The organism is Lentzea sp. NPDC054927 (genome assembly GCF_053610285.1).
The window spans coordinates 24,516-42,148 of the sequence record NZ_JBSGXZ010000060.1 but is presented as its reverse complement, the minus strand read 5'-3'; the positions used below and the strand labels follow the sequence as shown (position 1 = coordinate 42,148).

General features: G+C 68.2%; 15 protein-coding genes. 11 read left to right on the top strand and 4 right to left on the bottom strand.

Annotation, left to right across the window (positions count from 1 at the left end):
• Nucleotides 1–156 precede the first annotated feature (156 nt).
• Nucleotides 157–786 carry a TetR/AcrR family transcriptional regulator gene (locus tag ACWGE0_RS42370; protein WP_452266527.1) on the bottom strand — a complete coding sequence of 210 codons (630 nt, stop codon included), beginning with the start codon at nt 784–786 and terminating at the stop codon, nt 157–159.
• Nucleotides 787–911: 125 nt separating this feature from the next.
• Here ACWGE0_RS42370 and ACWGE0_RS42365 point away from each other — a divergent pair, with 125 nt between their 5' ends.
• The 11 genes from ACWGE0_RS42365 to ACWGE0_RS42315 all read left to right on the top strand — a co-directional run bounded on the left by ACWGE0_RS42365 (nt 912) and on the right by ACWGE0_RS42315 (nt 14,554).
• Nucleotides 912–1,865, top strand: a complete 954-nt coding sequence (locus tag ACWGE0_RS42365) for an alpha/beta fold hydrolase (protein ID WP_452266526.1) — start codon at nt 912–914, stop codon at nt 1,863–1,865.
• 40 nt (nt 1,866–1,905) lie between these two features.
• Nucleotides 1,906–2,895, top strand: a complete 990-nt coding sequence (locus tag ACWGE0_RS42360; protein WP_452266525.1) for a DUF3152 domain-containing protein — start codon at nt 1,906–1,908, stop codon at nt 2,893–2,895.
• A gap of 79 nt (nt 2,896–2,974) precedes the next feature.
• Entirely contained in the window at nt 2,975–4,147 is a 1,173-nt protein-coding gene (gene moeZ / locus ACWGE0_RS42355; RefSeq protein WP_093602300.1) for an adenylyltransferase/sulfurtransferase MoeZ, read from the top strand.
• Nucleotides 4,148–4,295: 148 nt separating this feature from the next.
• The gene (locus ACWGE0_RS42350) at nt 4,296–5,093 is read left to right on the top strand and encodes a TIGR02569 family protein (RefSeq protein WP_452266524.1); all 798 of its coding nucleotides are present in this window, start codon (nt 4,296–4,298) and stop codon (nt 5,091–5,093) included.
• Between the two features lie 105 nt (nt 5,094–5,198).
• Nucleotides 5,199–7,115 (top strand): molybdopterin oxidoreductase family protein, encoded by a 1,917-nt coding sequence (locus ACWGE0_RS42345; RefSeq protein WP_452266528.1) that lies wholly within the window; start codon nt 5,199–5,201, stop codon nt 7,113–7,115.
• A complete protein-coding gene (locus ACWGE0_RS42340) occupies nt 7,112–8,545 on the top strand; it encodes an FAD-dependent oxidoreductase (protein ID WP_452266523.1) in 1,434 nt (477 codons plus the stop codon). Before ACWGE0_RS42345 ends, ACWGE0_RS42340 begins: the two co-directional genes overlap by 4 nt.
• Nucleotides 8,546–8,642: 97 nt before the next feature.
• On the top strand, nt 8,643–9,944 hold the full coding sequence (locus ACWGE0_RS42335; protein ID WP_452266522.1) for an MFS transporter: 1,302 nt from the start codon (nt 8,643–8,645) through the stop codon (nt 9,942–9,944).
• 113 nt (nt 9,945–10,057) lie between these two features.
• Entirely contained in the window at nt 10,058–12,514 is a 2,457-nt protein-coding gene (nirB, locus tag ACWGE0_RS42330) for a nitrite reductase large subunit NirB (RefSeq protein WP_452266521.1), read from the top strand.
• Entirely contained in the window at nt 12,511–12,825 is a 315-nt protein-coding gene (nirD, locus tag ACWGE0_RS42325; RefSeq protein ID WP_319971278.1) for a nitrite reductase small subunit NirD, read from the top strand. The genes nirB and nirD overlap by 4 nt, the downstream gene beginning before the upstream one ends.
• Nucleotides 12,822–13,916: a uroporphyrinogen-III synthase gene (locus ACWGE0_RS42320; protein WP_452266520.1), complete on the top strand. Its 1,095-nt coding sequence runs from the start codon at nt 12,822–12,824 to the stop codon at nt 13,914–13,916. Before nirD ends, ACWGE0_RS42320 begins: the two co-directional genes overlap by 4 nt.
• On the top strand, nt 13,913–14,554 hold the full coding sequence (locus ACWGE0_RS42315; protein ID WP_452266519.1) for a sirohydrochlorin chelatase: 642 nt from the start codon (nt 13,913–13,915) through the stop codon (nt 14,552–14,554). The genes ACWGE0_RS42320 and ACWGE0_RS42315 overlap by 4 nt, the downstream gene beginning before the upstream one ends.
• A 263-nt stretch (nt 14,555–14,817) precedes the next feature.
• Here ACWGE0_RS42315 and ACWGE0_RS42310 read toward each other — a convergent pair whose 3' ends face one another.
• Genes ACWGE0_RS42310 through ACWGE0_RS42300 form a run of 3 tightly spaced genes read right to left on the bottom strand, consistent with a single transcriptional unit; the run spans nt 14,818 to nt 17,466 of the window.
• Nucleotides 14,818–15,135 (bottom strand): MGMT family protein, encoded by a 318-nt coding sequence (locus tag ACWGE0_RS42310; RefSeq protein WP_452266518.1) that lies wholly within the window; start codon nt 15,133–15,135, stop codon nt 14,818–14,820.
• A 13-nt stretch (nt 15,136–15,148) separates the two neighbouring features.
• The gene (locus tag ACWGE0_RS42305; protein WP_452266517.1) at nt 15,149–16,138 is read right to left on the bottom strand and encodes an alpha/beta hydrolase; all 990 of its coding nucleotides are present in this window, start codon (nt 16,136–16,138) and stop codon (nt 15,149–15,151) included.
• Nucleotides 16,139–16,155: 17 nt separating this feature from the next.
• Nucleotides 16,156–17,466, bottom strand: coding sequence for a cytochrome P450 (locus ACWGE0_RS42300; RefSeq protein WP_452266516.1), 1,311 nt, complete (start codon nt 17,464–17,466; stop codon nt 16,156–16,158).
• Between the last annotated feature and the right edge of the window lie 167 nt (nt 17,467–17,633).

The window sequence follows — 17,633 nt, the reverse complement described above, 5'->3', positions numbered from 1 at the left end:
GTGTCAACTCGACGAAAAGCGTGTCGAGTTGACACCCCTGCCTGGTTGCAGCAAGTGCTGGGCACGACTCGTGACGGGACCACCCACCGGAACCTTGCGTTTCAAGCAGCTCGGCTTCGCCGTCGCCTCTAGCGCCTCGGCTCCGCCATCGGCCTGTCAGTGCTGGAGTGGGAAGCCGCCGCCGATGCCTCGCCAGGCCAGGTTCGAGATCAGCGCTACGGCGTCTTCCTTTGGCACGCGGCGGTTGTCTGCCAGCCAGGAGCGGGCCGTTACCTGGGACAGGCCGACCAGGCCTACGGCCAGGAGGCGGGCGCGTTCTGGGTCCAGGCCCGCGTCGGCGGTGATGGTGTCGGTGATGGCGTCCACGGAGTCCGTGGTGGCGCGCTCTACGGCTTCCTGGACGGAAGGTTCGGAGCGCAGGTCGGACTCGAAGACCATGCGGAAGGCTTGGCCTTCGCCGTCCACGAAGTCGTAGAAGGCGGCCACGGCGGCGCGCACGCGGAGTTTGTTGTCCGATGAGGAGGCGATCGCGGTGCGGACTCGGCCCACCAGTTCGTCCACATGGGACTCGAGCAGGGCCATGTAGAGCTCTAGTTTGCCCGGGAAGTGTTGGTACAGCACCGGCTTGGACACGCCTGCGCGCTCCGCGATCTCGTCCATCGCCGCGGCGTGGTAGCCGTTGGCGACGAACACGTCCTGCGCCGCTGCCAGCAGTTGCGCGCGGCGGGCGGTGCGCGGCAGTCGAACGCCCCTGCCTGCGGGTGCGCTCTGCGCCGTCTCCGTCATGGTGCCTCCAGCACGAGTGATCGGCCGTCGGAGAGGGGTTGCCTGTCCGAGGCGTAGCGCAACCTTACTCGCTGGTAGCCCACATCCGGGAACCATCTGGGCTGCTTTTCCCGCATCCTGGTCTGGTGAGCACGCTGATTCCCGCCCCGCTGTCCACGGTCGCCCTGCCGCCGCTGGACAAGTCGCAGACGCCATGGCCGGGTGAGTTTCACCAGGTCGACGACCATGAGGTCCACGTCAGGGTCACGCCTGGCGACGGGCCGCCGGCCGTGTACGTGCACGGGCTTGGCGGGTCCGCGACGAACTGGACAGATCTCGCGGCCCAGTTGCAGGGGCATGTCAGCGGGTACTCGGTGGACCTGCCGGGGTTCGGGCGGTCGGAGCCGATCCCGGGGTACGACTTCAGCCTGCCGACGCATGCGCGCACGGTGATCAAGTACATCGAGACGCTGGGTCAGCCGGTGCACCTGTTCGGGAACTCGATGGGTGGGGCGATCTCGCTCATCGCCGCCGCCACCAGGCCGGATCTGGTCAAGACGCTCACGCTGGTATCGCCTGCGGTGCCTGATCTGAGGCCGCGGCTGGACCGGATGTCGGACCCGCGGATGGCGCTGGCCGTGCTGCCGATCGTCGGGTCGAAGGTGCGGCGCGAGCTCGCCAAGCTCACGGCGCACGAGCGCACGAAGCAGATGCTGGGGTTGTGCTTCGCCGACCCGAGCGTGGTGCCGGATCATCGGATCGAGGAGTCGATCAAGGAGAACGAGGAACGCGCCCGGCAGAAGTGGGCTGGGCTGGCGCTCAACCGCAGCACGTTCGGGTTGATGCAGAGCTGGCTCACGCCGGGGCCGAAGTCGCTCTGGCGCATCCTTCCGCTGGTCAAGGCGCCGACGCTGGTGTTGTGGGGGGAGAACGACCGGCTGGTCAGCGTGCGGAAGGGGCCGAAGACGGTGAGGCTCCTGCAGAAGGGGCGACTGCTGGTGCTGCCGCGCACCGGGCACGTGGCCCAGATGGAGCGGCCCGCCACGGTGGCCAGGGCTGTGCTGGGCATGTGGGAGGCGGTCGATCGCCACACATGGTGAGCAACGACGGCCATACGGGGGATGTGGGATCCTGGGGAACGTGAATCGCGCCCCCGAGCGAGGACGAACTGATCCGCCCGCTGACCGCTACCGTCGTGGCGCGCGCCGGACCAGCGCCGAACCGCTCGCGGCCGCCTGGGAACCCGACGGCACCGCGCAGACCAGGAGACCCCGCAAGCGCGGGGTGAAGAAGCTCGTCTCCAACTACGGGTGGCGCATCTACGCGATCCCGGTCCTGCTCGTGCTGACCGCGCTGGTGGTGCTCGACACCGTCCAGCCGAAGGCGCCCGCGGCCGGTGACAACACGACCGGCGCCGCCCAGACGCCTGCCGGCACGCCGGAGGCGCCCCCGTCCGAGTTGCCCGGCAAGAAGCCGGTGCTGAACATCCCCACCGCCGAGCTGCCGCCAGGTCCGGACTTCTCGCAGGACGGCGTCGGCACGTTCAAGGCGGTCCCCGGCAACGGGCCCCGGGTCGGCGAGGCGAACGCGCAGAAGTTCCGCAAGTACGCGATCGCCATCGAGGACGGCGTGAAGCCCGCCGACTACAACGACGACGCGGCCGCGTTCGGGCGCACGGTCGACGGGTTCCTGTCGGACCCGCGCAGCTGGATCGGCACCAAGACGGTCGCGCTGCAGCGGGTCGAGGCGGACCAGAAGCCGGACTTCATCGTCACGCTGACCAGTACGAAGACGACGCACACGCTGTGCGGCAAGGAGATCCCGTTCGAGACCTCCTGCTGGAACCCGGACAGCAAGCGCGTGATCATCAACGTCGCCCGCTGGGTGCGCGGAGCCATGGTCTACGGCCGTGACCTGGCCGGATATCGCAACTACGTGATCAACCACGAGGTCGGGCACGCCCTGGGCAGCGGCCACGCGGCCTGTCCCGAGGCAGGCGCGCCGGCCCCCGTGATGATGCAGCAGACGTTCGGGGTCTCGAACGACTTCGTGTCGCAGCTCAACGCGGGCCAGGACGTCGTGCCGGCCGATGGCAAGGTGTGCACGCCGAACGCGTTTCCCGCAGGCTGAGACGGCTTTCCAACGGGGAAGAGTCGAGGCAGGGTAGACGTTGTCTCGGACACGGAGACATTCGTCGAGGAGGACCAGCATGGCGCTTCCGCCGCTCGTTGAGCCAGCCGCGGAGCTGACCAAGGAAGAAGTCGCGCGCTACAGCCGGCACCTGATCATCCCGGACGTCGGGGTGGACGGGCAGAAGCGGCTGAAGAACGCGAAGGTGCTCGTCGTCGGCGCGGGCGGCCTTGGTAGCCCGGCACTGCTGTACCTGGCCGCGGCCGGGGTCGGCACGCTCGGCGTCGTCGACTTCGACGTCGTGGACGAGTCGAACCTGCAGCGTCAGGTCATTCACGGCCAGTCCGACGTCGGCCGCCCGAAGGCGGAGTCCGCACGCGACTCGGTCGCCGAGATCAACCCGTTCGTCAAGGTGATCCTGCACCAGACGCATCTCAACTCCGAGAACGCGCTGGAGATCTTCCGCGACTACGACCTGATCCTCGACGGCACGGACAACTTCGCCACGCGGTACCTGGTGAACGACGCCGCGGTGCTGCTGGGCAAGCCGTACGTCTGGGGTTCGATCTTCCGGTTCGAAGGCCAGGTCAGCGTCTTCTGGGAGGACGCACCGGACGGCCAAGGCCTGAACTACCGCGACCTCTACCCGGAGCCGCCGCCTCCCGGCATGGTCCCGTCGTGCGCCGAGGGTGGCGTGCTGGGCGTGCTGTGCGCGTCGATCGGCTCGATCATGGTGACCGAGGCGATCAAGCTGCTCACGGGCATCGGCGACCCGCTGCTGGGCCGCCTGATGGTCTACGACGCGCTGGAGATGAGCTACCGGACCATCAAGATCCGCAAGGACCCGGAGTCGCCGAAGATCACCGAGCTGATCGACTACGAGGCGTTCTGCGGTGTCGTGTCCACGGACGCCCAGCAGGCGGCCGCGGGCAACACGATCACGCCGCTCGAGCTCAAGCACAAGCAAGAGTCCGGTGAGGACTTCCTGCTGGTGGACGTGCGCGAGCCGCACGAGTTCGAGATCGTCCGGATCCCCGGATCGGTGCTGATCCCGAAGGACAAGATCCTGTCCGGCGAGGCGTTCTCTGAGCTGCCGCAGGACAAGCCGCTGGTGCTGCACTGCAAGTCCGGTGCTCGCTCGGCGGAGGCGCTCGCGGCGCTGCACAAGGCGGGCTTCAAGGACGCCGTGCACGTCGGCGGCGGTGTGCTGGCGTGGGCCCGCGAGGTCGACCCGTCGCTGCCGACCTACTGATGGCTTGAGGGCGTCTGCAAGTACTACCAACGGCCTAGTCGGTGGTACTTGCAGACGCTCCAACAGCTGGGCCGTCCGGGTGGTGGGTTGAATCACGGCGTGTCGTGGTCCACCACCCGGACGGTCTAAGCAGGTAGCGTGCCCGACCGTGACCCGGTCCCCCGAATCGCCCCCAGCGCACGTGCGTGCGGCGTTCGGGGCACGTGACGCCGAGCCAGAGCTCATCGACGGTGGTCCTGCGTGGCGGTGCGGCGATGCCACGATCCGGCCCGCGCCCAAGCCGGCGGAAGCCACCTGGATCGCCAAGACCCTCGACGGTCTCGACGTGCCGAACCTGCGCATCGGCAGACCGTTGAGATCCACCGACGGCAGGTACGTCGTCGGCGGCTGGTCGGCCACCAAGTTCCTCGCCGGACGGGCAGAGGCGCGCCACGACGAGGTCATCGCCGTCGCGCAGCGCCTGCACCAGGCCACGGCTGAACTGCCCAAACCCCGGTTTCTCGACACGCGCACCGACGTGTTCGCCGTCGCCGACCGCGCGGCGTGGGGCGAGGAGGACGTGCCGCTCGACGCTGACCTCGGCGGCAGGCTGTTCGACCTGTTGAAGGAAGTGCAGAAGCCGGTCCACCTCAAGCCGCAGGTCGTGCACGGGGATCTGTTCGGCAACGTGCTGTTCGCGGGCGACGCGCAGCCCGCCGTCATCGACTTCACCGCGTACTGGCGTCCGTCCGAGTGGGCTGCCGCCGTGGTCGCCGTGGACGCCGTCGCGTGGGGTGGCGCGGACTCCGGCCTGCTGCACCGGTGGAGTCACCTGGCCGAGTGGGAGCAGGTGCTGCTGCGCGCGACGTTGTTCCGTCTTGCCGTGCACGCGCTGCACCCGTTGTCAACGTCACAGTCGTTTGCGGGTTTGGAACGTGCTGCTCACCAGGTGACAGCACTGCTCTGAGCGGGCCATTTTCCACCGACGAAACATTGCGGACCACCGGGTTAACGCGGGCTTCTTAGCGTCAGCAGCGTGACCCATTGCCCTTACTGCGCGCTGCAGTGCTCCATGAGCGTCATCGACGGCCAGGTGGCCCCTGGTCCCGGTGGGCTGTGCCAGAAGGGCTGGACGGCTGGCGACCTGCTGCGCCATCCAGGCAGGTTGACGACGCCTCTTCTGCACGGCGAGCCCGTCTCGTGGGACGAGGCGATGGACTACGTCGTCGCGAAGGTCCGGTCCTACGAGCCCGACGAGGTCGCCGTGTTCGGCGGCGGCGGGCTGACCAACGAGAAGGCGTACCTGCTCGGGAAGTTCGCGCGCGTCGCCCTGAAGACCTCGCAGATCGACTACAACGGCCGGTTCTGCATGTCGTCGGCCGCCGCGGCGGGCAACAAGGCGTTCGGGCTGGACCGGGGTCTGCCGTTCCCGCTCACCGATCTCCGTGGCGCCGACACCGTGTTGCTGGCGGGCTCGAACCCGGCCGAGACGATGCCGCCGTTCCTCCGGCACCTCGAAGGTGCCCGGTTGATCGTCATCGACCCGCGCCGCACCCCGACCGCCGAGCGCGCGACGTTGCACCTGCAGCCCGCGCCGGGCACGGATCTGGCGCTGGCACTGGGTTTGCTGCACACGGCCGTGATCGAGGGCGCGATCGACAAGGAGTACATCTCCTCCCGGACCTCCGGTTTCGACGAGGCCTGGCGGATCGCCGCGCAGTGGTGGCCAGAGCGCACCGAACGCGTCACGGGGGTCTCGGCCGCTGATCAACGCGCTGCGGTGAACATGCTGGCCGGACGGTCTTATGTGCTGACCGGCCGCGGTACCGAACAGCACGCGTCCGGCACCGACAACGTGTCGGCGTGGATCAACCTGTCTCTGGCGTTGGGTCTGCCGGGCCGCGCCGGCTCCGGTTACGGCTGCCTGACGGGGCAGGGCAACGGTCAGGGCGGTCGTGAGCACGGGCAGAAGGCCGATCAGCTGCCCGGGTACCGCAAGCTCGACGATCCTGTGGCGCGCAAGCACATCATGGACGTCTGGGGCGTCGACTGGTTGCCGGGAGTGGGACGCAGCGCGTACGAGCTGCTCAACGCCGACGACCTCAAGGCGATGCTGGTGTTCGGCAGCAACCCGGTGGTGTCGGCGCCGCGCGCGTCCGGTGTCGCCGATCGGTTGAAGGCTCTGGACCTGTTGGTGGTCGCGGACTTCGTGATGTCCGAGACGGCGGCGATGGCCGACGTCGTGTTCCCGGTGACGCAGTGGGCCGAGGAAGACGGCACGATGACCAACCTCGAGGGCCGGATCATCAGGCGCCGCAAGGCACTCGACCCACCCGCCGGCGTGCGCAGCGATCTGGAGCTGATCAACGGCCTGGCCTCGCGGCTCGGCGTCGGGGGCTTTCCCGTGGTGCCCCAGGAGGCTTTCGAAGAGCTGCGCAGGGCGTCCGCGGGCGGTCTCTCCGACTACTCCGGCATCACCTACGAGCGGCTGGAGTCCGAGCAGCTGCACTGGCCGGTGCCGTCCGTCGAACACCCCGGCACGCCAAGGCTCTTCCTCGACCGGTTCGCGCACGCCGACGGCCTGGCGCGGTTCGTCCCGGTCGACCACCGCGGTCCCGCCGAGCCGCCGGACGACGAGTTCCCGTTGCAGGCCACCACCGGACGGGTGTTGCAGCACTACCAGTCGGGCGCGCAGACGCGGCGGATCGGCGAGCTCATGAAGGCAGTTCCCGAGATGTACGTGGAAATGCACCCGGACACGGCCATGCGGGCGGGACTCGCTTCCGGCGAGCCGGCACACGTCGTGTCCAGGCGGGGAACGGTGACGGCGGTCGTGCGGTGCGTGCCGAGCATGCGCGGCGACGTGGTGTTCCTGCCGTTCCACTTCCCCGGTGACGGCCGGGCGAACCTGCTGACCAACCCCGCGCTCGATCCCACGAGCCGGATGCCCGAATTCAAGGTGTGCGCGGTGCGATTGGAGCGGGCATGAGGCGAGTAGTGATCGTCGGATACGGCATGGCGGGCGCGCGGCTGGCGGACGAGTTACGACGTCGCGATCCGGACATCTCCATCACGGTCATCGGTGCCGAGCCGCACGCCGCGTACAACCGCGTACTGCTTTCGACGGTGGTCGCGGGGGCGATGACGCCGGAGTCGACGCGGCTGCACGACACGACGTGGGCGGCCGAGCACCGCGTGGACCTGCGGCTGGGTCAGGAGGTGCTGGAGATCGACCGGGCCGGACGGAGCGTCGTTCTCGGCGGCCAGGAAGAACCGATCCCGTACGACGCGCTGGTCCTCGCCACCGGCAGCACCCCGTGGGTCCCGCCCGCCGAAGGCCTGCTCGAGGACGGCAAGCTCGCCCCCGGTGTCGTCGCCTTCCGCACCCTCGACGACTGCGCCGAGATCGAGGCCAAGGCCCACAAGGGCGCACCCGTGGCCGTCCTGGGCGGCGGCCTCCTCGGCATCGAAGCCGCCCGTGGCCTGGCCGGACGCGGTTGCCTGGTCACCGTCGTGCACCCCGTCGGACACCTGATGGAACGTCAGCTCGACCCCGGTGCCGGTGGTGTGCTCGCCCGCACCCTCGGCCAGCTGGGCATCGAGTTCCGGCTCAACTCGTTCGCCGCCAAGTACCTCCCCGGTGACGGCCTGATCCTCGACGACGGCACCCACGTCCCCGCCGAACTCGTCGTGGTCTCCGCCGGCGTCCGCGCCGAGACGTCACTGGCCGTCAAGGCTGGTCTGAAGGTCGACCGGGGCGTTCTCATCGACGACGCGCTGCGCACCAGCGACCCGCGCATCCACGCGATCGGTGACTGCGCGCAGCACCCCGGCACGGTGTCCGGTCTGGTGCAGCCGGCGTGGGACCAGGCCACGGTGCTGGCAGATCGGCTGACCGGCGCCGATCCGGCCGCTCGGTATCGCGGTACTTCCGTTGTCACCCGGTTGAAAGCCCGTGACGTCGACCTGGCCGCGTTGGGCGAGGTGCACACCGCTGTCGACTGCCCGGACTCGGAAGTCCTGTGTTTCCAGGAACCCTCGCGCGGCCGGTACGCCAAGCTCGTCCTGCGCGACGACAGGGTGACCGGCGCGATCGTCATCGGCGCACCGGACGCCGCCGCCACGATCACCCAGCTCTACGACCGCGGCATCCCCGCTCCGACGGACCGGTTGGCGTTGCTGCTGGGACGAGCGCTGCCGGCCGAGGCCGCGAGCCCGGCCGACCTGCCGTCCAGCGCGGTGATCTGCCGGTGCAACACCGTTTCCAAGGGACAGATCGTGTCGGCCTGGCGGGCGGGAGCGGAAACCGTTCCGCAGCTGGCCGAGGCGACGCGGGCCACTACGGGCTGTGGTGGGTGCAAGGACGCTGTGTGCGGGTTGCTCGACTGGCTCGGCGCCTCACAGCCGGCGTCGGCGTGATGTGCGGTGGAGTTGCCTTCACCGTCATCGGTCAGAACTCCCTGGTAATGCGCGGTTCTTACGTTCTACGGCAATCGCCGACCCCACGGAGGACTTCATGAGCTGGATCGACCACTGGGAGCCGGAGAAGCCCGAGTTCTGGGAATCCACCGGCAAACGAATCGCCCGGAAGAACCTGGCGTTCTCCATCTTCGCGGAGAACCTCGGCTTCAGCGTGTGGGTCCTCATGAGCATCGTGGTCGTGAGCCTCAGTTCCGTCGGCTTCAACTTCAGCGTGGGCCAGCAGTTCTGGCTGCTGATCGTGCCGAACCTGATCGGCGCGATCCTGCGGGTGCCCTACACGTTCGCGGTGCCGAAGTTCGGCGGGCGGCTGTGGACGACCATCAGCGCCGGGCTGCTGCTGATCCCGTGCGCGATGCTCGTCTACGCGGTTTCCACGCCGGGCACCCCGTACTGGTTCTTCCTGCTCACGTCGGCCGCGATGGGCCTGGGCGGCGGCAACTTCTCGTCGTCGATGGCGAACATCTCGTTCTTCTACCCGGAGGGCAAGAAGGGCCTGGCGCTCGGCATGAACGCCGCCGGCGGCAACCTCGGCGTGGCGATCACCCAGCTGATCGTGCCGGTCGTCATCACCATCGGCACCGGGATCCACCTCGCGTACGCGGCGCTGATCTGGATGCCGTTCATCGTCATCGCGACGGCCTGTGCGTGGTTCTTCATGGACAGCCTCACGCAGGCGAAGCCGGACGGTCAGTCGTACAAGCTGGCGCTGTCGAACAAGCACACCTGGGTGATGTCGTTCCTCTACATCGGCACATTCGGGTCGTTCATCGGCTACTCGTTCGCGTTCCCGTCGCTGATCAAGATCAGCTTCGTCGACTACAAGGGCTGGGTGGCGCTCGCGTTCCTCGGTGCGCTGATCGGCTCGGTGGCGCGTCCGGCCGGCGGGTGGCTCGCGGACCGGATCGGCGGGGCGAAGGTGACGCTCGCGACGTTCCTCGGGCTCGCCGTCGGCACGATCGGCGTGATGACCAGCGTCGACATGCAGAGCTTCCCGCTGTTCTTCAGCTCGTTCATCCTGCTGTTCGTGCTGGCGGGCGTCGGCAACGGCTCGACGTACCGGATGATCCCGGCGATCTTCCGCACCCAGTCCGACGACGACAAGTCGGCCAAGCGACAGGCCGCCGCGGTGGTCGGCATCGCGGGTGCGATCGGCGCGGCCGGCGGTGTGCTGGTGAACCTCGTCTTCAAGTTCTCGCTGGAGGGCTCGAAGACCCTGACGCCGGCGCTGACCGCGATTCTCGTCTTCTACGGGCTCTGCCTCGGCACCACGTGGTGGTTCTACCTGCGGCGCAAGGTGTTCGTGCAGCGGCCGAGCCTCGCCTACGCGGGCGTGTGACGCACACCGCTGCTACCTGCGAAGAGAGTTTCCTTTAACACCCGCGAAATATCGCGGACCTCGGGATGACACGCCGCGCGGTGAGCATACCGGGCGGAGGGAGTGATGCGGACATGACGCGAACCCTGGTTGTGATCGGCAACGGAATGGTCGGCCACCGGCTCGTCGATGCTCTGAACGGATCCTCCTGGCGGATCGTGGTGTTCGGCGAGGAGACCCGCCCCGCCTACGACCGGGTGGCGCTGTCGTCCTATGTGGACACCTGGAGCTCCGCGGACCTGGAGCTGGCACCGTTGTCCGGCGCGGAGATCCGGCTGGGCGAGAAGGCCGTCTCGGTCGACCGCGAACGGCGTGTCGTGGTCGGTGCTTCCGGCATCGAGGTGTCGTACGACGCGTTGGTGCTGGCGACGGGCTCGGTGCCGTTCGTGCCACCGGTGCCCGGTCGCGATCTGCCCGGCTGTCACGTCTACCGGACGCTCGACGACCTGGACGACATCCGGGCGACCGTGCAGGCCGCTGACCGGCCAGGCCGACACTCCGGCATGGTGCTCGGCGGCGGCCTGCTCGGGCTGGAGGCGGCCAACGCGTTGCGCGGCATGGGAGTCTCGCCGCACGTCGTGGAGCTGGCACCGCGGCTGATGCCGATCCAGGTCGACGACGGTGGTGCCGGGCTGTTGAAGCGGCTGGTCGAGAAGCTCGACCTGACCGTGCACACCGGCACCTCGGCGTCCTCGATCGAACGCGACGGGTCGCGGTTGATCGCCAAGCTGGCCAACGGGGTAGAGCTCGACCTCGACGTCGTGGTGTTCAGCGCGGGCATCCGGCCGCGCACCGATCTGGACCTGGGGCTGGAACTCGGGCCTCGCGGCGGGTACCTGGTCGATTCCGCCTGCCGGACCTCGGATCCGCACGTGTTCGCGATCGGTGAGTGTGCTTCCGTCGAAGGCGTGGCGTACGGGCTCGTGGCTCCCGGTTACGCGATGGCAGAGGTCGTCGCGGATCAGCTCAACGGTGGCACCAAGGTGTTCCCCGGTGCGGACATGTCGACGAAGCTGAAGCTGCTCGGTGTCGACGTGGCGTCGTTCGGTGACGCGCACGCGCAGACCGAGGGTGCGCTGGAAGTCGTCGTGAACAACGCGGTCGCGGGCACCTACAGCAAGCTCGTGGTGTCGGACGACGCCCGCATCTTGCTCGGTGGTGTGCTGGTCGGTGACGCTTCCTCCTACCCGTCGCTGCGGCCGTTGGTGGGCAAGGAAGTTCCGGCGGCGCTGTTGCAGCCTGGCGGGGCCGTGGACGTGGAGATGCCTGCGGATGCGCAGGTCTGCTCCTGTCACGCGGTGACCAAGCAGACGATCACCGACGCGATTCAGTCCGGCGTGTCCTGCGATGTGGCTGAGCTGAAGGCGTGCACCAAGGCGGGCACGGGGTGTGGTTCGTGCGTGCCGATGCTGAAGAAGCTGCTGACCGACTGCGGTGTCGAGCAGTCCAAGGCGTTGTGCGAGCACTTCACGCACTCGCGGGCGGAGCTGTTCGAGATCGTCCGCGCGACTCGGATCACCACGTTCTCCGCGTTGGTGGAGAAGCACGGCAGCGGGCGCGGGTGCGACATCTGCAAACCGGCCGTGGCGTCGATTCTGGCCTCGCTGAACAACGGGCACATCCTGGGCGAGACGCAGGTCTCGTTGCAGGACACCAACGACAAGTTCCTGGCGAACCTGCAGCGCAACGGTACGTACTCGGTCGTGCCGCGGATCCCCGGCGGTGAGATCACGCCGGAGAAGCTGATCGTCATCGGTGAGGTGGCGCGCGACTTCGGGCTGTACACGAAGATCACCGGTGGTCAGCGGATCGACATGTTCGGTGCGACCGTGGACCAGCTGCCGGAGATCTGGCGTCGTCTGGTCGATGCCGGCTTCGAGTCCGGTCACGCATACGGCAAGGCGTTGCGGACGGTGAAGTCCTGCGTCGGCACGACGTGGTGCCGTTACGGCGTGCAGGATTCGGTTGGGCTGGCCATCGAGCTGGAGCTGCGTTACCGGGGCCTGCGCTCGCCGCACAAGCTCAAGTCGGCCGTCTCGGGATGTGCTCGCGAGTGTGCCGAGGCGCGCAGCAAGGACTTCGGCGTGATCGCGACCGAGAACGGCTGGAACCTCTACGTGGGCGGCAACGGCGGCTTCACGCCTCGCCACGCCGACCTGCTGGTGTCCGATGTGGACACCGAGGAGCTGATCCGGATCATCGACCGGTTCCTGATGTTCTACATCCGCACGGCCGATCGGCTGCAGCGCACCTCGGTGTGGCTGGAAGGGCTCGACGGCGGGCTCGACCACCTGCGTGAGGTCGTCGTCGAGGACAAGCTCGGCATCTGCGCCGAGCTGGAAGCCGCGATGGTGTCCCACGTGTCCGACTACGCCGACGAGTGGCGTGGAGTGCTCGAGGACCCGGAGAAGCTCGCGCGGTTCACCAGCTTCGTGAACGCGCCCGGTGTTCCCGACCCGACGATCTCGTTCCGCGCTGAGCGTGGTCAGCGCGTCCCTGTCCAGCTCGGAATTCCGGAGGTCGTCAGGTGACGGTGGTCTGTGACTTCGACGTGTTGCGTCCCGAGCAGGGTGTGGCGGCGCTGCTGCCCGACGGCTCTCAGGTGGCGGTGTTCCTGACCGCCGACGGTTCCTTGCACGCGTTGGACAACATCGACCCGTTCAGCGGTGCCGCGGTGTTGTCGCGCGGCATCGTGGGCGATCGCGGTGGCGTTCCTGTTGTGGTGTCGCCGGTGTACAAGCAGGCGTTCGAGCTGGCCACCGGCAAGTGCCTGGAAGAGCCGTCCGTTTCGGTTGCGGTGCATCCGGTTCGGGTGCGTGATGGCGTGGTGGAGCTGACATGACGGGTCCGCTGGCGGGCTTCACCATCGGTGTCACGGCGGCCCGTCGCGCCGACGAGTTCGGTGCCCTGCTCGAACGCAAGGGCGCCACGGTCATCCACGGCCCCGCCATCAGGATCGTCCCGCTGCCCGACGACGCCGAACTGCACGCGGCGACGCAGCAACTCGTGTCGATGCCGATCGACGTCGTCGTTGCCACGACGGCGATCGGCTTTCGCGGGTGGTTCGAGGCCGCTGAGGGGTGGGGACTGGCCAGCCGGCTGCACCGTGCTCTCGAGGGTGCGGTGGTGTTGCCGCGCGGACCGAAGGCGAAGGGTGCGGTGCGGGCGGCCGGACTCGTCGAGACTTGGTCGCCGTCGTCTGAGTCGAACGCCGAGCTGCTGCAGTACCTGTTGCGGATGGGCGTTGCGGGCAAGCGGGTCGCCATTCAGCTGCATGGTGAGCCGCTGCCGGACTTCGTGAACACGCTGAGCGCCGCCGGTGCCGAGGTCGTGGAGATTCCGGTCTATCGCTGGATGCCGCCCGCGGACACCGGACCGTTGCAGCGTCTGCTGGACGCCGTGCTGGCCGGTCAGGTGGACGCCATGACGTTCACCAGCGCCCCGGCCGCCACGTCGGTCCTGCGCGCCGCGGGCGAGCGGTACGGCGAGTTCGTGGAGGCGTTGCGGCGCAACGTCCTGGTGGTCGGCGTCGGCGCGATCACCGCTGGCCCGCTGGTGGCCGCCGGGATCCCGGTCGTCCAGCCGGCTCGGGCCCGGATCGGGTCGATGGCTCGGGAACTGGCGCTGGAACTGCCTTCTCGGGCCACCCGGTTGCGGATCGCGTCCCGGGACATGGAGATGCGGGCTCAGGCCGTGGTGATCGACGGGGAGCTCCGGCCTGTCGCGCCGGCACCGATGGCCGTGCTGCGGACGTTGGTGGAGGCTCGCGGACGAGTCGTCTCCCGGCAGGACCTGTTGGCGGCCTTGCCTTCCGGTGGTGAGGAACACGCCGTCGAGACGGCCATCGGGCGGCTGCGGACCGCGCTGGGTTCGCCGCAGATGGTGTGCACGGTCGTCAAACGTGGTTACCGCCTAGCTATGGAGCCCGCATGAAACTGGTGTTGGCGTTTCACGGCACTCGGGATCCGCGCGGAGCTCTCGTGTGCGACGAGATCGCTTCGTTGGTCCAGGACTCGGTGGACGTGCCCGTCGAGGTTGCCTATGCCGATGTGCGGCAGCCGGACGTCCGGTCCGTTGTGGACGGACCATGTGTGGTGGTGCCGGCGTTCCTGGCTGCCGGATACCACGTTCGAGTCGACATTCCCGAACAGATCGGCTCGCGGCCCGACGTGGTGCTGACCTCGCCTTTGGGCCTGGGTGCGGTGCCCGCGGTGCGAGACCGGTTGCGGGAAGCAGGTGTCCGCCGCGGCGATGCAGTAGTGCTCGCCGCGGCGGGATCGTCGGACGCGCGAGCACTCGCCACGGTGCGGCGCGCGGCTTCGTTGCTGGGCGCGGAAGCCGTCGGTTACGTGGCGACCGCGACGCCCCGCGTGCCCGACGTCGTTGCCGGGCTGCGGGGGCGCCGCGTGGCCGTTGCCTCGTGGCTCCTGGCACCAGGGACATTCCACGGGTCGCTCGCCGAGTGTGGCGCGGACGTCGTGTCCGCACCGATCGGGGCGCATCCTCTTGTGGTCGATGTGTTGTTGCGCAAGTACTACGAGGCTCGGGCGGTGTTGCTGCAATCAGCATGAGGGCGGAGTGGATCCGGCCTCAATGGAACTGTTCCACCGGGTGGTTTGACAGGGATTGAGGTTCGGTGGGGACCGAGCGTGCGGGGCGGTTACCTTGCCGAGCGTCACGTCACCTTGCGTAGGTGGTCGCGCGGTGGTCAACTTGGGGCCGCTACCCAGCGCGGCACGGGTCTGTACGGCTCGCTTCGCATCGCCATGCGGTGTACCCAGTGGGGCATGGCACGTGGGCGTACCCGGCGCGGCATCAGGGCTGGCGGTGGCGGCTACCAGAGGCCTTCGGCTTCTTCCTTGCGCGCGTCCTCCCAGCGGTACTCGCGCAGGTTCACCTTGCCGTCCAGGTTCGGCACGCCCTCCTCGTGGAGGAGTTGGAGCTGCGTCTCGCGGATGTGCGGCGCGCAGGTGCCGTCGGCCTTCAGCACGCGTTGCCACGGCAGGTCGTGGCCGTCCTCGTTGAGGATGCGGCCGACCAGCCGTGGCGACGGCGCCTTGGCGAGATCAGCGATGTCGCCGTAGGTGGCGACGCGTCCGCGGGGGATGGCCTTGATGCAGTCGCGGATGCGCTCGTGGATCTCTTCGTCCATCCCCCGAGTCTAGCTAGATGCCCTTGGCCCACTGGGAGACAACTGCGTGGTAGTCCGAGGCGTTCGGCGCGTAGTTGATGGAGTGGCCGTAGCCGTTGAGGATGTAGGTGTCCAGGCGGGGGACCGCTGGGTAGAACTGGCCCTCGTCGGCCTTCAGGGCGGCGGGGGAGGAGCAGTCGCTGCCCATCAGCGGGAGGCCCGAGCTGCAGAAGTGGGTGTCGTCGCCCACGACGATCAGCACTGGGACGGTGATGTTGCGGCTGATCGGGTTGATGACGGTGTTCAGGAGGATGGTGTCCACGGCTTCGGTGGCCGCGAAGACGTCCTTCGTGGACTCGTCGAACGAGATGGCGCCGGAGATCAGCGGGCCTGGTTTGTGGAACGAGTTGTAGCGGGTGTTAGGCATCGTGGTCAGGTAGCCGAGGTCGAGGCCTGCCGGGACCATGTTGGCCAGTACTGGGACGACGGTGATGTAGTTCATCTTGTGCGTGAAGCCGGTGACCAGGACGCCGTCGACGTCGTGCCAGGTGCCGGCTTCGATCAGGGCCATCGCGGAGCCGATGGAGTGGCCCGCGACGATCACCTTGGTGAAGCGCGGTTTCAGGGTCTGGATGACCTGGTGCGCAGCGCTTGCCTGGGTGGAGGCGGTGAGCAGGACGCTGAGGGGTTTGGAGCTCTTGCCGGTGCCCAGGCGGTCCAGGGCCAGGGTGGCGAAGCCCGCGTTGTTCTGGGAGCGGGTGAACGAGTGGGTCGACGGCTCGTAGCCCACGTCCCAGTAGGACCTGTCGTAGGTGCCGCCGGGGATCAGGACCTGCACCGTCTTGGCGCCGTCAGGGGCGCACAGCCTGCCGGCCATGGTTTCCAGCGAGGTCACCAACGGGGTGAGGCCGACCCTGACGGGGTAGCTGACTTCCTGGCAGGTGACCGCCGCGGAAGCGGGGAGCGGGACCAGCAGCGTTGTGGTGGCTAGTAGGGCCGCGGCGCACAGCCGGCGGAAACGCATGGGGGTACTACCTCCAACTAGTTGCGGGGGACTGCCTTCATCAGCAGGCCGTTGGGGTACGGGGCGGACGTGAACTTCACGCGCGCCGGACGGGTGGGGACCAGTCGCCAGCGAGCAGCGACGGTCGCGAGGGTGACGATGATTTCGGTCTGGGCGAAGGTGTTGCCGAGGCACTGGCGGTTGCCGCCGCCGAACGGGATGAACGCGCCGCGCGGGAGACCGGCGGTGAAGGACGGTGTCCAGCGGTCCGGGTCGAAGCGGCGGGGTTCTGGGAAGTAGCGCTCGTCGTGGTGCAGGGCGTGCGGGCTGACGATCACCTCGGCGCCCGCGGGCAGGGTGACCTCGCCCAGCTGCACTTCGGTGAGGGTTCGGCGCATCACGAACCAGATCGGATACTGCCGCAGGGTTTCCTGGACTATCTGTCCTGTGTAGACCAACGAGCCCACGTCGGCGAACGTCACCGGGCGGTCGCCGACGACCGAGTCGATCTCGGCGTGCAGGCGGCGTTCGATCTCGGGGTTGCTGCCCACCTCGTAGAGCGCCCAGGCCAGTGCGATCGCGGTGGTCTCGATGCCCGCGGTGAGCAGGGTGAGCACTTCGTCGTAGGTCTGCTGGTCGGTCATGCCGACGCCGTCTTCCTGGGCCAGTAACAACATCGAGAGCATGTCGCCGTGGTCGGTGCCGTCGGCGCGCCAGCTCTCGATCACTTGCAGCACAACGGCTTTCATCCTGGCGATGGCGGCGTCGAATTCTTTGTTGCCTGGAATCGGGAGTTTTTCGACGAAAGCGGGGGACAGCGCGCGGATCATGCCCTGCTGGATGACCGTGAAGATGGACCGGCGGACCTCCTCGACCGCGCGGTTGCCGATCTCCGTCGAGAAGAGCGCCTCGCCGACGATGGTGACCGCGAGCTCCTGCATGTCGTCCTCGACGACGCGGATCTCGCCGGGTTGCCAGCGCGCAGCCAGCGAAGAAGCAGCACGAGCCATCGTCGAGGCATACGCTTCAATCCGTTCCCGGTGGAAGGCCGGCTGCATCATCCGGCGCTGTCGCAGGTGGTACTCGCCGTTCGACAGCAGCAACCCGGTGCCCAGGTACGGCTGGAACTTGTCGAACATCGCGCCCTTGCGGAACTTCGATCCCTGCGTGACCAGAACTTCGTAAGTCAGCGAAGGATCTGAGACGAAATACGCGTGCAGAGGACCGAGGTCGAGACGCACCACATCACCGTGCTCGTGCAGCGCGTCGGTGAACTTGGCGCGCTGGGTGAGCATCGCCGGGGTGTGCCCGAGTAACGGCCAGCGGTGGGGAGCCACCGGGACGGGCATCCAGACTCCTGGGAGTTGGGCCGGATGGGGACGGACCACCTTAGGAGCCGTTTGGAGGAGGACGACAGTGCCTGAACGGGTGGTTCCGGGTCACTCTGATGGTTCAGCGCACCCGCCGCTCGGGTGACTAAGCTCGTGCGTCATCCCCCCGAACCGCCACGAACCGA